Genomic DNA, 15,715 nt, shown 5'->3' with positions numbered 1-15,715 from the left:
CTCATCGCCTAGCCGTACGAATACGCGATCGACGCAGCATGGCGCGGGCCTTCGCTGCCACTGGCACGCAAGTCCACGCTGGTCACGGACGGCCTGTACCCGGCCGGCGCGGGGGCCGCGACACCCACATGGCGCTCGGTCTGCGCATCGAAACAATGCGTCGATGCGGCATCGCGGACCTGCAGGTGCACCACGTCGCCTGGCTTGAGGGCCACGCGGTCATGCACGGACACGCACCAGGGCGTCTCACTGCCAGCCACCGTGCCGTAGATCTGCGTCTTGTCGCCCGTCGACTCCGTGAGGATCACGCGCAGCGCCAATCCCTCCGGGGCCAACTGCAGATGCTCGGGCCGCAACCCCAGCAGGATGTGCTGTCCATCGGCCAGCAGCGGCGTGCACCCGGACGTCGGTAGATGCCAGGTCTGCCCGTCGGGCAGCGCGAGCCAGGTGCGGCCGTGTTCGCGATGCACCTGCCCCTGCGTGAAGTTCATCGCAGGCGAGCCGATGAAGCCCGCCACGAAGCGGTTGACCGGGCGGTCGTAGAGCTCCAGCGGCGCACCGACCTGCTCCACCCGGCCCGCGCGCATCACGACGATGCGGTCGGCCATGGTCATGGCTTCCACCTGGTCGTGCGTGACGTAGACCATGGTGTTGCCCAGCCGCTGGTGCAGGGCCTTGATCTCGGCGCGCATCTGCACGCGCAACTGCGCATCCAGGTTGGACAGCGGCTCGTCGAAGAGGAACAGCGCAGGCTCGCGCACCACGGCGCGGCCCATGGCGACGCGCTGGCGCTGTCCGCCCGAGAGCGCGCGCGGCAGGCGGTCCAGGTACGGCGTGAGGTTGAGCAGGCTCGCGGCTTTTTCGATGCGCGGGCGGAAGTCGCTTTCGGCCTCGCCGCGTGTGCGCGGGCCGAAGGCGATGTTCTCGTAGACCGACAGGTGCGGGTAGAGCGCATAGCTCTGGAACACCATCGAGATGTTGCGCTTTTGCGGCGACAGGTCGTTGGCCCGCGCACCGCCGATGCGCAGCTCGCCGCCGCTGATGGGCTCCAGCCCCGCGATCATGCGCAGCAGCGTCGACTTGCCGCAGCCCGAGGGGCCGACCAGCACGACGAACTCGCCGTGGGCAATGTCCAGGTCGATGCCGTGCACGACGGGCACGCCCGCGAAATCCTTGCGCAGTTGCTTGAGTTGAACCTGAGCCATGGGGTCTCCTTGTAGTTGTGAAAAGGGGTCGCTGGCTCAGTAGTCTTCGACGGTGATCTCACGGGCCATGGGAAGGACACCCGACATGAGGCCCGCATCCACCGGCAACGCCACGCCGGTGATGACGCGCGCGGCGGGCGACGCCAGAAAGAGCACGGCATCGGCGACGTCGTCGGGTGTCGCGAAGTCGCCCAGGGGGTACCACTTCTTCAGCTGCTCGAACACCTGCGGGTTCTTGTCGGCGCGCGCCTGCCAGGCGGGTGTCTTGACGGTGCCCGGCAGCACGATGTTGGCGCGGATGCCATAGCCGCCCAGTTCCATGGCGAGCGAGCGGGTGTAGCTGACGAGGGCGGCCTTGGCCGCGCTGTAGGCCGGATGGCCGAGCGTCGTGAGCGCGTTGACCGAGCCGATGAGCACCAGCTGCCCACTGCGGCGCTCGACCATGGCCTCGCGCACCGCCTCCACGCAATGGAACGCGCCATTGAGGTTGAGCTGGATGTCGGCCTGCCAGTCCTGCGGCGTGGTCTTGCGCACCGTCGGCCCGCGCGCGGCGCCCACGTTCGACACCAGCACATCCACCGCCCCGACCGTGGCGACGACTGCGGCCACCTTCTCGCACAAGCCTGCGCAGTCGGTGACGTCCGCCACCAAGGGATGCAGCCGCGCCAGATCGTCATCGCTCACGCCCTGCTCGGCCAACACGGCCGCCAGGCCCTGCAGTGCGCCCGCGTCGTGGTCCAGCGCGATCAGCCGGTCGCCGGCCTGCAGCACGCGGCGGCACAGGGCCTGGCCGATACCGCCCGCGGCGCCCGTGACCAGCGTCACGCGCTGGGGCGACGCGTGGGAATGAACCGAAGACGGGGTCGAAATTAATTTGTCCACGCAATGCGCCCTGTGAATTGCCAATACCTCTCCCGACCGGGCGGCAATAAATTACCGCGCGCAATTCGAGCTCGAATTTTGGAGCGTACAGGACGCCATCGGCATTGGGCCTTCAATATTTCGCACGCAGGGTTCTAGTTTTTAGAAATCGAGGGTTAGCTCTATCTATGGCGTGATCTGGCCGCCTCGTAAGATAAAAAAAGCGCAAGCATTGATCGCAGCAGAAGCAGACGTGGATTTAATTCATTTTCAATAATCTTACGAGGAATTAAATATGAAAAAACGAAATACAACTCTATTGGCCAGTGCAATTCTTCTGGGCCTTTCTTCTCTCACGGCCCACGCGGGAAATATCCGCATCGCCATGTCCAGCTACAGCGACAACACGCGCCCCTGGCTGGAGGCGTTGGCCCGGGAATATGAGAAGGCCAACCCCGGAGACAAGGTCAAGGTCGAGGTGGGAAGCTGGGAGAACATGCAGCAGAAACTGCAGGCGGAAATCGCCAGCAACAACCCGCCCGACCTGGCCCACGTCGCGACCCGCTGGGTCGGCGATTTCGTGAACGACGACCTGGTGGAACCGGTCGACAATTACGCCAATTCGGCCTTCAAGGAGCGCTTTATTCCTGCATTTTTGAATGCCGGCAATATCAAAGGAAAACCTTATGCGCTGCCCATTGCGGCCAGCGTGCGCGCCATGTTCTATAACAAGGACATGCTGAGCAAGGCAGGCTTTCCCAATGGCCCCAAGACCTGGGACGACGTGATTGCCGCCTCGAAAAAGATCAAGGCCACGGGCGCCTACGGTTACGGCATCCAGGGCAAAGACCTGGATACCGACACTTATTTCTACTACGCGCTGTGGAGCATGGGGGGCGATGTGCTCGATGCGGGCAACAAGGCCGCCTTCAATTCGCCGACCGGCGTGAAAGCCGCCACGCTCTACAAAAGCATGATCGACCAGGGCCTGACCGAGCCCGGCGTGGCCGGCAACACGCGCTATGACCTGCACAACCTGTTCAAACAGGGGCGATTGGGCATGGTCATTTCGCTGCCGCCGCTGGCCAAGGAAATTGCCAAGGACGCGCCGCAACTGAAGTACGGCATCACCGGCGTGCCCAACGGCGGCAAGGACATCACCTTCGGCGTGACCGACTCGATCATGATGTTCAAGACTTCGAAGAACAAGGAAACCGCCCAGAAATTCCTGAGCTTCATGTTCTCCAAGAACGCGCGGCTGAAGTTCGATCAGGGCGAAGGCTTCATGCCGGTGACGCGCGAGGTGGCCAACGACCCCGTGTTCAAGGACGACCCCGTGCTGTCCGAGTTCGTGACCCTGCTGCCCAACGCGCGCTTCGCCCCGCTGGTCGCCGGCTGGGAAGACTCGGCGCAGGCCGTCACCAATGCGCTGCAGGCCATCTACCAGGGCAAGGCAGAACCGAAGGCGGCGCTGGACAAGGCCGCGGCCGAAGCCAACACCAAGCTCAACAAGAAGTAAGCAAGCCAGCCTCGGGGCGCAGCCCTGGGGCTGCGCCAGCTTTCCGCGTGTCGCACCACGCCTAACCACGCCCATTCCGATCGAATTGCCCTATGCAGAATCCCGTTCGAGGTCCGGCCCTGGCTTGGGGGCTGATTGCGCCGAGCCTGTTGCTGACGATCTTCATCCTGGCCTACCCGCTGTCCACGCTGGTGTTCCAGTCGGTGCACGACATCTCGCGCTTCGGCCTGCTGCGGGCCTTCAATGGCCTGGACAACTTTCGCACCGTGTTCACCGACCCGGTGTTCGCCCATGTGGTGTGGCGCACGGTGCAATGGACGGTGTGCGTGGTCGGCGGTGCCGTGCTGTGCGCTGTGCCGATCGCACTCATCCTGCAGCAGGACTTCTACGGCCGGGGCGTGGCGCGCACCATCGTGATGTTGCCCTGGGCGGTGTCGCTGACGATGACGGCCATCGTCTGGACCTGGTCCTTCAACGGCCAGTACGGCATGGTCAATGCGAGCCTCGCGATGGTCGGAATCATCCAGGAGCCGATCAACTGGCTGGCCGACGGACAACTCGCGTTCTGGGTCGAAGTGGGCGTGGGCATCCTGGTGTCGATTCCCTTCACCGTCACGATCTTTCTGGGCGGCCTGTCGTCGGTGTCGCAGGACATCTACGAGGCGGCCGACATCGAAGGCGCGTCGCGCTGGCAGCAGTTCCGCCGGCTCACGCTCCCGCTGCTCAAGCCCTTCATCCACATGGCCATCGTGCTGAACGTGATCTACGTCTTCAACTCGTTCCCCATCATCTGGATCATGACGCAGGGCGGGCCGGACAACGCCACGCACATCCTCGTCACCTGGCTGTACCAGCTGGGCTTTCGCATGGGCCGGCCCGGCGAGGCGGCCGCCATTTCGCTCGTGATGCTGGCCTTGCTGCTGGCCTTCACCGTGTTCTACCTGCGCCTGCAAAAGCGCCAGTCCGCGAAGGCCGCCACATGATCCGCGCCGACAAACTCGTGCGCAGCCTCTGGTGCTGGCTGCTGCTCCTGCCGCTGGTGGTCGTGGTCATCTTTCCGCTCGCGGTGATGTTCTTCACGGCGCTCAAGCCGGCCTCGGAGATCTACGTCTATCCGGCGCGGTGGTTGCCGCAGCAGTGGCAGTGGAGCAACTTCTCCGCCATGTGGACCCAGACCGGGTTCGGCCGCGCGCTGCTGAACAGCCTGCTGGTGTCGCTCTCCGCGACGGTGCTGACGATTGCCGTCAGCGTGCCTTCCGCCTACGCGCTGGCGCGCCTGAAGTTTCGCGGCCAGGGCGGCTACCGGCAGTTTTTGCTCATCACGCAGATGATCTCGCCCGTGCTGCTGGTGGTGGGCCTGTTCAAGATGGCGGCCAGTCTTCCGTGGTTCGACGGCGGCAACATGACCGACTCGCGCCTGTCCGTGGTGATCGCTTATGGCGCCTTCGGCATTGCCTTTGCCGTCTGGATGATGACCTCGTACTTCGAGACCATTCCACGCGACCTGGAAGAGTCGGCCTGGCTCGAAGGTTCCGGCCCGGTGCGCACGGTGTGCAAGGTGTTCCTGCCGCTGGCATTGCCGGCCATGGCGGTCACGGCGCTGGTCACTTTCGTCAATGCCTGGAACGAGTTCGCGGTGGTCTACACGCTGATCCGCTCCACGGAGAAGCAGACGCTGACGGTGCTCGTCACCAACATGGTCGCGGGCCAGTACGTGGTGCAGTGGGAACTGGTCATGGCCGCCGCCATCTGCGCCGTGGTGCCGGTCGCCATTCTGTTTGCGTGGATGCAGCGCTACATGGTGCAAGGCCTGACCGCGGGCTCGGTCAAGTAGCCAGCGGCAAGCAGGGGCCGCAGCGGCATCACAGCCCGCTGCTACCCGCTGCGCCCTCCCCCTTCGAATAATGCGGCGACGGCCGACTCGCACCCTGCGCCGGCCGGTTTCGCCCCACCTCATCCGAAGGAGACAAACCCGATGGCTCGCAAGATCCTGATGCTCTGCGGCGACTACGCCGAAGACTACGAAACCATGGTGCCGTTCCAGACCCTGCTGGCCGTCGGCCACACCGTGCATGCGGTGGCGCCCGACAAGAAGGCCGGCGACTGGGTGCACACCGCCATCCACGATTTCGAGGGCGCGCAAACCTACAGCGAGAAGCCGGGCCACCGCTTCACGCTGAACGCCACCTTCGACGAGGTGCGCCCCGAGGCCTACGACGCGCTCGTGATTCCCGGCGGCCGCGCGCCCGAGTACCTGCGCATGCACCCCCGCGTGGTCGAGATCGCGCGCCACTTTCTCGCGACCGACAAGCCGGTGGCGGCCGTCTGCCATGGCGCGCAGCTGCTCGCGGCCACGGGTCTCATCAAGGGCCGCAAGGTGTCGGCCTACCCGGCCTGCCAGGTCGAGGTGGAACTGGCCGGCGCCGAGTACATGGGCATCCCGGTCGACCAGGCCGTGACCGACCGCAACCTCGTCACCGCACCGGCCTGGCCGGCGCATCCGGCGTGGCTGTCGCAATTTCTTGTGGTGCTCGGCACGCGCATCGAACACTGACCTGACGAAAGTGCGTGGGCGGCGCTACAGTGCCGCGTCGCCCCGATTCACCCCGCCTCTCGAGGAGATGGCCCATGTGCGAAGTCTTCATCAGCGCCGATCCGCAAAGCTACGACGCGCGCACGCGCTCGGTGCGGCTGCACGGCGTGGTCACCAGCATCCGGCTCGAGAACCTGTTCTGGCAGGTGCTCGAAGAGATCGCGCAGCGCGACGGCATGGCCGTGGTGCAGCTCATCGAGCGGCTGTACGACGAGCTGGTCGCGGCGCGCGGCGAGGTCGGCAACTTCGCGTCGTTCCTGCGCGTGTGCGCGTTGCGCTACGAGGCGATGGTGGCGCAGGGGCGGATTCCGGCCGACACGTCGGTCGCGATCCGCTCGCTCGATGCGAACGCCGTGCTGCATGAACTGCCGCAGGGCTGGGGACGGCCGTCGCCTGCGCAGCCGCCAAGCGAGACGCACGTGCGCACGCTCCACGCCGTCGTGCGGCGGCATGCGTAGACGCCGCACGGCTCCCCTTCGCGAGATCACCAGCGCATCTTCACGCCGACGCTGGCATTGACCCCGCTCTTGATGCGCGAGTCGCCGCCGGAGCCCGCCCACAGCTTGCCCAGCTCCACATACACGCTCGTGTTCTCGGCCACCTGCAGCGTGGCCCCTGCCGCCAGCTCGGTGCTGCTGCCGCCGGTGCGCGTCGCGATGTCCGTGACACCGGCCGGACCGACAAAGCGGGTGACGTCGGTGCCGCTGCTGTTGCGGTAGAAATTGACCCGCACATAGGGCTGCAGCAGCCCGGCGCTGGTGACGAACTCGCCCTTCACGCGCACGCCGGCGCGTGCCCGCCAGCCGTTGTGGCTGTTCTGCTGCACGAGGGCGCCGGAGATGCCCGTGTCACCCAGGCTCACCCGCTGGTGCACCAACTGCACCTGCGGCTCGACGGTCCAGTTGGGCGCAATGGGAATCGGCTTGCCCACCTCGATGGACGCCAGCAGGCTGTTGCCCTTGCCGCCCCTGGAGAAGCCCAGCGCGGGCGAGGCGGTGTAGCGGTGGCGGCCGGCCTGCAGCACGCCGTCGACGTACACGCCGCTGGCGTGCTTCCAGGTGGCATAGGCGCCCAGGTATTCGCTCTTCTGGTTGTTGCTGCCCACGCCGCGGTTCGCCAGGCCGCTGGCAAAGCCGTTCACGCGCATGTCGCCGTCGAGCTGGCCGACGTACACGCCGGCGTGCCAGTCGAGATTGGCCCACAGGTCGGTGCCGGCCTGGAAGCCCGTGAGGCGTCCCTTGCTCGTGGGGCTCACGGTGCCGCCCTGCGCGATGGTGCGCTCGGTGCTGATGATGCGGCCCCAGGCCTGGCGGTGGCCCTGCGCGGGCGTGACCGTGTTCGCGCCCGTGACCAGGTTGTCGCCCATGCGCTGGTGCAGGTTGCCGAGCATCGCGAGGCTGGACTGGCGCAGCTGCTCGGGCAGCGCGGCGTAGAGCGGCACTTCGGCGCGGTAGGTGGGCACGACGAGCACGGGCACGCCGCCTGCGCCGCCGGTGCTGGTGCCGCCACCGCTGGCAGGCGGCGTGCCGGGCGTCACGGGCGTCACCGGCGTGACGGGGGTGACGGGCGCGGCGGTCGAGCGCAGGTACCAGTTCTCGCCCGCGCCGGTGGCGTCGGCCGCATGCAGCCGGTACTCGTAGGCGCCCGCATCGACGTGCGTGCCGGCCAGCAGGAACGCGCTTTGGGTGGTCTGCGCGGTGGTGGTCGCGCCGTTGATGGCGCTGATCACCTCGATGCCGTTGCCGGTGGTGAGCGCGCCCAGGCCGCCCAGGTTGGTGATCTGCACATTCGTCGTGCCGCTGGCGACGGCGGTGGCGCCGCTCAGGATCAGCCGGTCGCTCGCGCTCGCGCTGGTGCCCAGCGCGGTCCCCAGTCGCAGCGTGCCGCCGTTGCCCACCCACGGGCCGTTGACGGTGAGCGTGGTGCCCGGTACCGCACCCACCAGCGAGACCGTGCCGCTGTTCGCCATCGACGCGAGGGTCTGGCTGTTGCCGGCCAGGTCGAGCGTCGCACCGGCGGCCACGGTGAAGGGGCTCACGCTGCTGAGCACGTTGGCGCCGCCGGCACGCAGGGTGCCCGCCGCGACGTTGGTCGCGCCCGCATGGGTGTCGGCGCCGCTCAGCGTCAGCACGCCCGCGCCGATCTTCACGAGATCGCTGGCGCCGGAGATCGCGCCCGTCCACGCCAAGTCGTTGCCGTTGGTGTTGATGGTTCCGGTGCCGCCCAGCAGCAATGCGTTGCTGACGCTGAGGCCACCGGCGCCCGCGACGACGCTGGCGGTCGCGCCCGCGCCGATCGACATCGCGCCCGTCATCGACGAGCCGGTGTTCAGCGTGAGGCTGTTGGCGCCGCCCGTGAACGCGACCGCCGCGGCGCGCGTGACGCCGTCGCCGCCCAGGCCACCCGAGATCGTTCCGCCATTGGTCAGCGCGAGGTTGGCGCCCGTCACGCCCGCACCGCCCACGCCGTTGGCACCGCTCGGGCCGCCGCTGCTGTTGGCGCCGCCGACGCCGCCCGCCCCACCGGCGATGGTGCCGGTGTTGGTGATGCTTGCGCCCGCGCCGATCGATGCGAGGCCCGCCCCGCCGTCGCCGCCGGCGCCCGGTGAACCGGTGCCGCCCGCCCCACCGCCGGCCGCACCGCCAGCGCCCCCGGCGCCGCCCGTGATCGCGCCGGTGTTGCCGACGGTGACGGCGACGCCCGCGAGCGTCGCGCCGATGCCCCCTGCGCCGCCGCCGCCGCCCGAGGCGTTGGAACGGGCGGGCAGCAATTCGGCCCCGCCGGCGCCGCCCGCGCCACCCGTGAGGGAGCCGGTGTTGGTGAAGCTGAGCCCCGGGTTGGTCGCGTTCAGGTAGAACCCGCCGCCCCCGCTGCCGCCGCCGCCGCCCTGCGAGAAGGCGTCGCCGCCCTTGCCGCCTGCGCCGCCCGTGGACGACCCCGTGGCCGTGTAGCTGCCGAGCGGACCGCTGAGGATCGAGCCGTAGCCGCCGGCACCGCCGCCGCCAGCTGCCCAGTACCCGTTGCCGCCCGCGCCACCGATGCCGCCCGTGTAGCTGTCGGACGAGCTGGCCACGTTGTTGGCGATCGACATCCCCTGGAAGCCACCGCCGCCACCGCCGCCATAGCCGTTGCCGTTGGCCGCGTCACCGGTCTGCGCCTGGCCCGCGCCACCGGCGTCGCCCTGGAACGCACCGGGACCCGCGGGCGCGCTGGTGGTGCCGGCCGCGCCGCCGGTGCCCGGCGTGGCGCCGGCGAAGCTGCCGATGCTGGCGTTGGCCCCCGCCGCGACGCCGCCCGGCGTCGACGATCCGCCCGCGCCGCCGAATGCATTGACCGTGGTGTCGTTGAGCCCGCCGCTGCCGCCCGTGCCGTCGCTGCCGCCAGTGCCCCCGTGCAGCGACAGGTCGCCGATCGGCTGGCCGCCCGCGCCGCCCGCCGCGAGCACCGGCACGACGCAGACCCACAGCGCCGCCGCCGCTGCCGCCGCAGCCGCCACCGCGCGCGCGCCGCCCCCGCCGCTCGATCGCGCGTGGCCGCGCGCGATTTCCGGCGCGGCCACCCAGGTGCCGGCGGTGGGACTCCACAGGGTTCGGAAGAACTTGTTCATGACTTCAACTCCCTCTTCGTTCACTGACTGAGCAGGTTGGAATCCGTGTGCAGCGGCAATGGCTTGCTCCTCCACACGGCGACGGTTTCGGATGTGCAAGTCAAAAATGTAAGAACGCGTGCCGGTTACGCGTATCCCTGCAAGGGGGTACCCTGAAATGGGAGCGGCCTACCGGAGGCGGGGCCGTGTCGCCTCTGTCGGGGCGTGCGGTAGACGGTCTACCCAGGCGTGTATCTGTGCGTAACATGTGACTTTGGGACAGCACAAACTTTCGGGCCTGACGCGGCACCGACGTGCCCCCAAAAGAAAAGGCACCCTCACGGGTGCCTTGTTCGTTGCAGGTGCCGCGCTGAGCGCGATCACTCAGTCCAGCGACACGTTCGCCTTGCGGATCACGTCGGTGAAGCGCTTCGTTTCCGTCGCCACGAACTGGTCGAACTGGGGGCGCGTGGTCGGGAACGGCTCGTAGCCGAAGCTCTTGAACTTCTCCAGCACGTCGGGTTCGGCCAGGCCCTTTTCGATGTCGCGCTTGATCTTCTCCGTCACCGAAGCCGGCAGGCCCTTCGGCACGGCAATGGCGTTCCAGCCGATGACCTCGAAGCCCTTCGGGCCGCCCGATTCGCTCACGGTCGGCACGTCGGGGAAGGCGGCGTTGCGCTGGGGCGCGGCCACGGCCAGGAAGCGCAGCTTGTTGGCGCGCTGCAGCGGGCCGGCGGTGGCGCTGCTGCCCAGCGCAAAGGCCAGCTCGCCGGTGGCGACCGAGGTGTACAGCTGCGTGGTTTCCTTGTAGATGATGTGCTCCATCTGCGTGCCGGTGGCCGACTCGAACAGTTCCGAGCCCAGGTGCACCGGGTTGCCGACCGACCACGAGCCGTAGTCGAGCTTGCCGGGGTTGGCCTTGGCGTCGGCGATGAGGTCGCCCACGGTCTTGTACTTGCTGTTGGTCGCGACGGTGAAGAAGAAGTAGGTCTTGAACAGCGGCAGCAGCGCGTCGAAGTCTTTCGAGGCGTCGTAGGGCAGCTTCTTGAACAGCGCCGGGTACGCGGCCAGGTGCACGTTGTCGAGCACGACGATGTCGTGGCCGTCCTTCGCGCCGCGCTTGAAGGCGTCGATGGCGATGAAGCCGTTGCCGCCCGGGCGGTTCTCGACCACCACCGGCTGGCCCCAGGCGCGCGAGAGCTTGTCGGCCACGAGGCGGGCCACGCCGTCCGGACCACCGCCGACCGGGAACGGCGTGATGATGCGCACGGGCTTGGTCGGGAAGGCCGCGGCTTGTGGCTGCTGCGCCGAAGCGGTCAGCGGCAGCAGGCCGCCGGCGGTCAGGGCCAGCGCGGCCGCGGCGATGGCGCGACGCGAGAGCGACGAACGGAAGAAGGACATGAAGGAAGTCTCCGGTTTAAAAATCGTTGATGGGTTGGGGGCAGCGCGGAGCCGCCCGGTCAGTCGACCGACGCGCCCGAGGCCTTGACGATGCCGGCCCACAGCGCGCTTTCCTTCGCGATGAGCGCGGCGTAGTCGGCCGGCCCGCCGAGCAGCGGCACGGCGCCTTCGACGTCGAGCCGCGACTGGAACTCGGCACTACCCGCCACCTGCAGCATCTGCGCCGACAGCGTCTTCACGAACGCATCGGGCGTGCCGCGCGGCGCGAGGATGCCGTAGGTGAGCGTGCTCTCGAAGCCCGCGAGTTCGCGCAGGCCCGACTCGGCCACGGTGGGCACGTCGGGCAGCGAGGGCAAACGCTTGGCACCCGTAACGGCAATGGCGCGCAGGCGCCCGCCCTTGACCAGCGCGAGCGCGGGCGGGATGACGCTGAACATCACCTGCACCTGGCCGCCCGCAAGGTCGGTAAGCGCGGGGTTGGTGCCCTTGTAGGGGATGTGATTGATCTTCGTGCCGGTGCGCTGCGCGAAGAGTTCGCCCGTGAGATGGCCGCCGGTGCCGCTGCCACTCGACGCGTAGTCGAGCAGGCCGGGGCGCGACTTCGCCTCGTTGACGAGGTCGGCCACGGTGCGCACCTTCGATGCGGCGGGCACCACGAGCACGAGCGCGGACGACGCGAACATGGCCACGGGCAGCAGGTCTTTGCGGGCGTCGAACTTCAGGCCCTTGTACAGCGCCGGGTTGATCGACACGGTGCCCGTGTGGCCCAGCAGCAGCGTGCTGCCGTCGGGCGTGCTGCGCACCACCTGCTCGGTGCCGAGGTTGCCGCCCGCGCCGGCCTTGTTGTCGACGATGACGCCCGACTTGCGCACCTCGCCCAGGCCCTTGGCCATCTGGCGTGCGAACACATCGTTGCCGCCGCCGGCCGCGAAGGGCACGACGATGCGGATCGGCTTGGCATCGCTCGGCTGCGCATGCGCGGGCAGGCCCGCTGCTGCCAGCAGCCCCAGCAGCAGCTCGCGTCGGGCGAGAGTCATCAGACGCGTTCCAGGATCACGGCGATGCCCTGCCCCACGCCGATGCACATCGTGCACAGCGCGTAGCGGCCGCCGCCCTTGTGCAGCTGGTTCACCGCGGTGGTGGCCAGGCGTGCGCCGCTGGCGCCGAGCGGGTGGCCCAGTGCGATGGCGCCGCCGTTGATGTTCACGCGCGCGTCGTCGTCCTTCAGGCCCAGCAGGCGCAGCACGGCGAGGCCTTGTGCGGCGAAGGCTTCGTTGAGTTCGATGACGTCGATCTGGTCGAGCGTGAGGCCGGTGAGCGCCAGCACCTTCTGCGTGGCGGGTGCCGGGCCGATGCCCATGATGCGCGGCGCAACGCCGGCGGTGGCCATGCCGACCACGCGGGCGCGCGGCGTGAGGCCGTGCCTGGCGGCGCTGGCTTCGTCGGCCAGCAGCAGCGCACAGGCGCCGTCGTTCACGCCGCTGGCATTGCCGGCGGTGACGGTGCCGTCGGGGCGCACGATGGGCTTGAGCTTGGCCAGCGCCTCCATCGTGGTGTCGCGCGGATGCTCGTCCTTGTTGACGATGATCGCGTCGCCCTTTTTCTGCGGCACGCTCACGGGCACGATCTCGGCGTCGAAGAAGCCTGACTTCTGCGAGGCCACGGCGCGCAGCTGCGAGTTGAGCGCCATGAGGTCTTGCGCTTCGCGCTCGATCTTGTAGTCGGTGGCCACGTTCTCGGCGGTCTCGGGCATCGAGTCGACGCCGTACTGCGCCTTCATGAGCTTGTTGACGAAGCGCCAGCCGATGGTGGTGTCGTACACCGCGTTGTTGCGGCTGAAGGCGCTCTCGGCCTTGGGCATGACGAAGGGCGCGCGGCTCATGCTTTCGACGCCGCCGGCAATCATCAGACCGGCCTCACCGGCGCGAATGGCGCGCGCGGCGGTGCCCAGTGCATCGAGGCCCGAACCGCACAGGCGGTTGATGGTGCCGCCGCCCACTTCGATCGGCAGGCCTGCGAGCAGCGCCGACATGCGCGCGACGTTGCGGTTGTCTTCGCCGGCCTGGTTGGCGCAGCCGTAGAGCACGTCGCTCACGGCCTGCCAGTCGACGTTCTTGTTGCGCTCGATCAGTGCGCGCAGGGGCACGGCGCCGAGGTCGTCGGTGCGCACGCTGCTGAGCGAACCGCCGTAGCGGCCGAAGGGGGTGCGCACGGCGTCGCAGATGAAGGCTTGATTGGTCATGTCTGTTGTCTCGGATTGAATGGAACGGATCAGGCAGCGATCGGCAGGCCGACCAGCGTCTCGAGCTCTTCGCGGCTCAGGCCCTCGACGGTGTCGACGAGCTTCAGGCCCTGCGGCGTGCACTCGAGCGTGGCGAGGTCGGAGTACACGCGCTTGACGCAGCCGATGCCGGTGAGCGGATAGGTGCACTGCTGCACCAGCTTGCTCGCGCCCTGCTTGGTGAGCAAATCCATCATGACCCACGTCTGCTTGGCGCCGATGGCCAGGTCCATCGCACCGCCGACCGCGGGAATGGCGTCTTTCTCGCCCGTGTGCCAGTTGGCGAGGTCGCCGGTGGCCGACACCTGGAACGCGCCGAGCACGCAGATGTCGAGGTGGCCGCCGCGCATCATCGCGAAGCTGTCGGCGTGGTGGAAGAACGAGCCACCCGGCAGCAACGTGACGGGCTGCTTGCCGGCGTTGATGAGGTCGTAGTCTTCTTCGCCGGCCTCGGGCGCGGGGCCCATGCCGAGGATGCCGTTCTCGCTTTGCAGGATGACTTCGCGGCCCTTCGGCAGGTGGTTGGCCACGAGCGTGGGCTGGCCGATGCCGAGGTTGACGACGGCGCCGTCGAAGATGTCTTGTGCGACGCGGGCTGCCAACTGGTCCTTGGTGCGACGTGTGTATGCCATGGTCATGCTGCCTTCTTGAAGCCGCCGGCTTGGGTCGCCACGCGTTCGATGCGCACCACCTGGTGCACGAAGATGCCCGGGGTCACGATGGTCTCGGGGTCGAGGGTGCCGAGTTCGGCGATGTCGTGCACGGTGGCGACCGTCTTCTTCGAGGCCATGGCCATCACGGGGCCGAAGTTGCGCGCGGCCTTGCGGTAGACCAGGTTGCCCCAACGGTCGCCGCGTTCGGCCTTGATGAGCGCCACGTCGCCGTGGATGGGGTACTCGAGCACGTACTGCTTGCCGTCGATCTCGCGCGTTTCGCGGTTGCCTGCGAGCTGCGTGCCGTAGCCCGTGGGGCAGAAGAAGGCGCCGATGCCGGCACCCGCGGCGCGGATGCGCTCGGCGAGGTTGCCCTGGGGCACGAGTTCGAGCTCGAGCTTGCCGCTGCGGTACAGGCCGTCGAACACCTGGCTGTCGGCCTGGCGCGGAAAGCTGCAGATGATCTTGCGCACGCGGCCGGCCTTGAGCAGCGCCGCGAGGCCGGTCTCTCCGTTGCCTGCGTTGTTGTTGACGACCGTGAGGTCCTTGGCACCCTGCTCGACGAGACCGTCGATGAGTTCGCCTGGAATGCCGGCGGTGCCGAAACCGCCGATGAGCACCGTGGCGCCGTCTTGGATGCCTGCCAGGGCATCGGCGACCGAGCGCGCGATCTTGTTGATCATGAAGCCTGTCTCCGGGAGTGAAGAAAGAAACCGAACGGTCCGAACACCCTGCCGAATTCACGAATCCTCGCGAACTGCAATTTGTTCGTCTAAAGAACTTTTGTTCGTATAATGAATTTTAGAGAGGATCGCTCGCCATGGCAACCCAGATGAAACAACCCGAGACCCCCGCCCCCGGCGACAGCTACGTGCAGTCTTTTGCGCGCGGCCTGCAGGTGATCCGCTCGTTCAGCGCGAGCGCGCCGCACCAGACCCTGAGCGAGGTGGCGGCCGGCAGCGGCCTCACGCGCGCAGGGGCGCGGCGCATTCTTCTCACGCTGCAGACGCTGGGTTATGTGGTGACCGACGGCAAGCTCTTCACGCTCACGCCGCGCATCCTCGACCTGGGCTTTGCCTACCTGTCGTCGATGCCGATCTGGAACCGCGCCGAGCCCGTGATGGAAGCGCTGGTGCAGCAGGTGCAGGAGTCGTGCTCGGCCGCCGTGCTCGACGCGACCGACATCGTCTATGTGCTGCGCGTACCCACGCAGAAGATCATGCGCATCAGCCTGGGCGTGGGCTCGCGGCTGCCGGCGTACTGCACGTCGCTGGGCCGCCTGCTGCTGGCCGATTTGAGCGACGACGAGGTGCGCGCACGCCTCGAGGCCTCGAACCTCGAGCTGCTGACCAAGCACACCGTGACCGACATCGAAGCGCTCATGGCCAAGGTGGCCCAGGCGCGCAAGCAGCAGTGGTGCCTGGTGAATCAGGAACTCGAAGAAGGCCTGATCTCCGTGGCCGCGCCCATCGTGAACCGGCAGGGCCGCATGGTGGCCGCGCTGAACATCAGCGGGCAGGCGAACCGCACGAGCGCGAAGGTGATGCAGGAGACGATGCTGCCGGCGCTGATCGATGCGGCGAAGCAGGTGTCGGCGCTGCTGTAGCAACAGCAAG

General features: G+C 67.9%; 14 protein-coding genes. 6 read left to right on the top strand and 8 right to left on the bottom strand.

Going from position 1 to position 15,715, the window contains the following annotated elements; translation table 11 throughout:
• Window positions 1–8: 8 nt before the first annotated feature.
• Entirely contained in the window at window positions 9–1,205 is a 1,197-nt protein-coding gene (locus tag CY658_RS02265; RefSeq protein WP_101488674.1) for an ABC transporter ATP-binding protein, read from the bottom strand.
• Between the two features lie 36 nt (window positions 1,206–1,241).
• Complete coding sequence (locus CY658_RS02260; RefSeq protein ID WP_308217181.1) at window positions 1,242–2,030, bottom strand: SDR family oxidoreductase; 789 nt, start codon at window positions 2,028–2,030, stop codon at window positions 1,242–1,244.
• A gap of 331 nt (window positions 2,031–2,361) precedes the next feature.
• Between CY658_RS02260 and CY658_RS02255 the strand changes: the two genes are divergently transcribed.
• The 5 genes from CY658_RS02255 to CY658_RS02235 all read left to right on the top strand — a co-directional run bounded on the left by CY658_RS02255 (window position 2,362) and on the right by CY658_RS02235 (window position 6,636).
• A complete protein-coding gene (locus tag CY658_RS02255; RefSeq protein ID WP_257884632.1) occupies window positions 2,362–3,585 on the top strand; it encodes an ABC transporter substrate-binding protein in 1,224 nt (407 codons plus the stop codon).
• A 92-nt stretch (window positions 3,586–3,677) separates the two neighbouring features.
• Window positions 3,678–4,568 (top strand): carbohydrate ABC transporter permease, encoded by an 891-nt coding sequence (locus CY658_RS02250; protein ID WP_101488673.1) that lies wholly within the window; start codon window positions 3,678–3,680, stop codon window positions 4,566–4,568.
• Entirely contained in the window at window positions 4,565–5,419 is an 855-nt protein-coding gene (locus CY658_RS02245; protein ID WP_101488672.1) for a carbohydrate ABC transporter permease, read from the top strand. Before CY658_RS02250 ends, CY658_RS02245 begins: the two co-directional genes overlap by 4 nt.
• Window positions 5,420–5,560: 141 nt before the next feature.
• Window positions 5,561–6,139 carry a DJ-1/PfpI family protein gene (locus tag CY658_RS02240; protein ID WP_099792797.1) on the top strand — a complete coding sequence of 193 codons (579 nt, stop codon included), beginning with the start codon at window positions 5,561–5,563 and terminating at the stop codon, window positions 6,137–6,139.
• A 74-nt stretch (window positions 6,140–6,213) separates the two neighbouring features.
• On the top strand, window positions 6,214–6,636 hold the full coding sequence (locus tag CY658_RS02235; protein WP_101488671.1) for a ribbon-helix-helix domain-containing protein: 423 nt from the start codon (window positions 6,214–6,216) through the stop codon (window positions 6,634–6,636).
• Window positions 6,637–6,662: 26 nt separating this feature from the next.
• Here the strand turns inward: CY658_RS02235 and CY658_RS02230 are convergent, their stop codons facing one another.
• The 6 genes from CY658_RS02230 to CY658_RS02205 all read right to left on the bottom strand — a co-directional run bounded on the left by CY658_RS02230 (window position 6,663) and on the right by CY658_RS02205 (window position 14,782).
• Window positions 6,663–9,785, bottom strand: a complete 3,123-nt coding sequence (locus tag CY658_RS02230) for an autotransporter outer membrane beta-barrel domain-containing protein (RefSeq protein WP_101488670.1) — start codon at window positions 9,783–9,785, stop codon at window positions 6,663–6,665.
• Between the two features lie 363 nt (window positions 9,786–10,148).
• On the bottom strand, window positions 10,149–11,165 hold the full coding sequence (locus CY658_RS02225) for a Bug family tripartite tricarboxylate transporter substrate binding protein (protein ID WP_101488669.1): 1,017 nt from the start codon (window positions 11,163–11,165) through the stop codon (window positions 10,149–10,151).
• Window positions 11,166–11,224: 59 nt separating this feature from the next.
• Window positions 11,225–12,202, bottom strand: coding sequence for a Bug family tripartite tricarboxylate transporter substrate binding protein (locus tag CY658_RS02220; protein WP_101488668.1), 978 nt, complete (start codon window positions 12,200–12,202; stop codon window positions 11,225–11,227).
• Window positions 12,202–13,407, bottom strand: a complete 1,206-nt coding sequence (gene pcaF, locus CY658_RS02215) for a 3-oxoadipyl-CoA thiolase (protein ID WP_101488667.1) — start codon at window positions 13,405–13,407, stop codon at window positions 12,202–12,204. The genes CY658_RS02220 and pcaF overlap by 1 nt, the downstream gene beginning before the upstream one ends.
• 29 nt (window positions 13,408–13,436) lie before the next feature.
• A complete protein-coding gene (locus CY658_RS02210) occupies window positions 13,437–14,084 on the bottom strand; it encodes a 3-oxoacid CoA-transferase subunit B (RefSeq protein WP_101488666.1) in 648 nt (215 codons plus the stop codon).
• The gene (locus CY658_RS02205; protein WP_099792811.1) at window positions 14,081–14,782 is read right to left on the bottom strand and encodes a 3-oxoacid CoA-transferase subunit A; all 702 of its coding nucleotides are present in this window, start codon (window positions 14,780–14,782) and stop codon (window positions 14,081–14,083) included. The genes CY658_RS02210 and CY658_RS02205 overlap by 4 nt, the downstream gene beginning before the upstream one ends.
• 137 nt (window positions 14,783–14,919) lie before the next feature.
• Here CY658_RS02205 and CY658_RS02200 point away from each other — a divergent pair, with 137 nt between their 5' ends.
• Entirely contained in the window at window positions 14,920–15,705 is a 786-nt protein-coding gene (locus CY658_RS02200) for an IclR family transcriptional regulator domain-containing protein (protein ID WP_101488665.1), read from the top strand.
• Window positions 15,706–15,715 lie beyond the last annotated feature (10 nt).

The organism is Variovorax sp. RO1 (assembly GCF_002849325.1).
Taxonomy (GTDB): domain Bacteria; phylum Pseudomonadota; class Gammaproteobacteria; order Burkholderiales; family Burkholderiaceae_C; genus Variovorax.
This window is presented reverse-complemented; position numbering and strand designations above follow the sequence as displayed.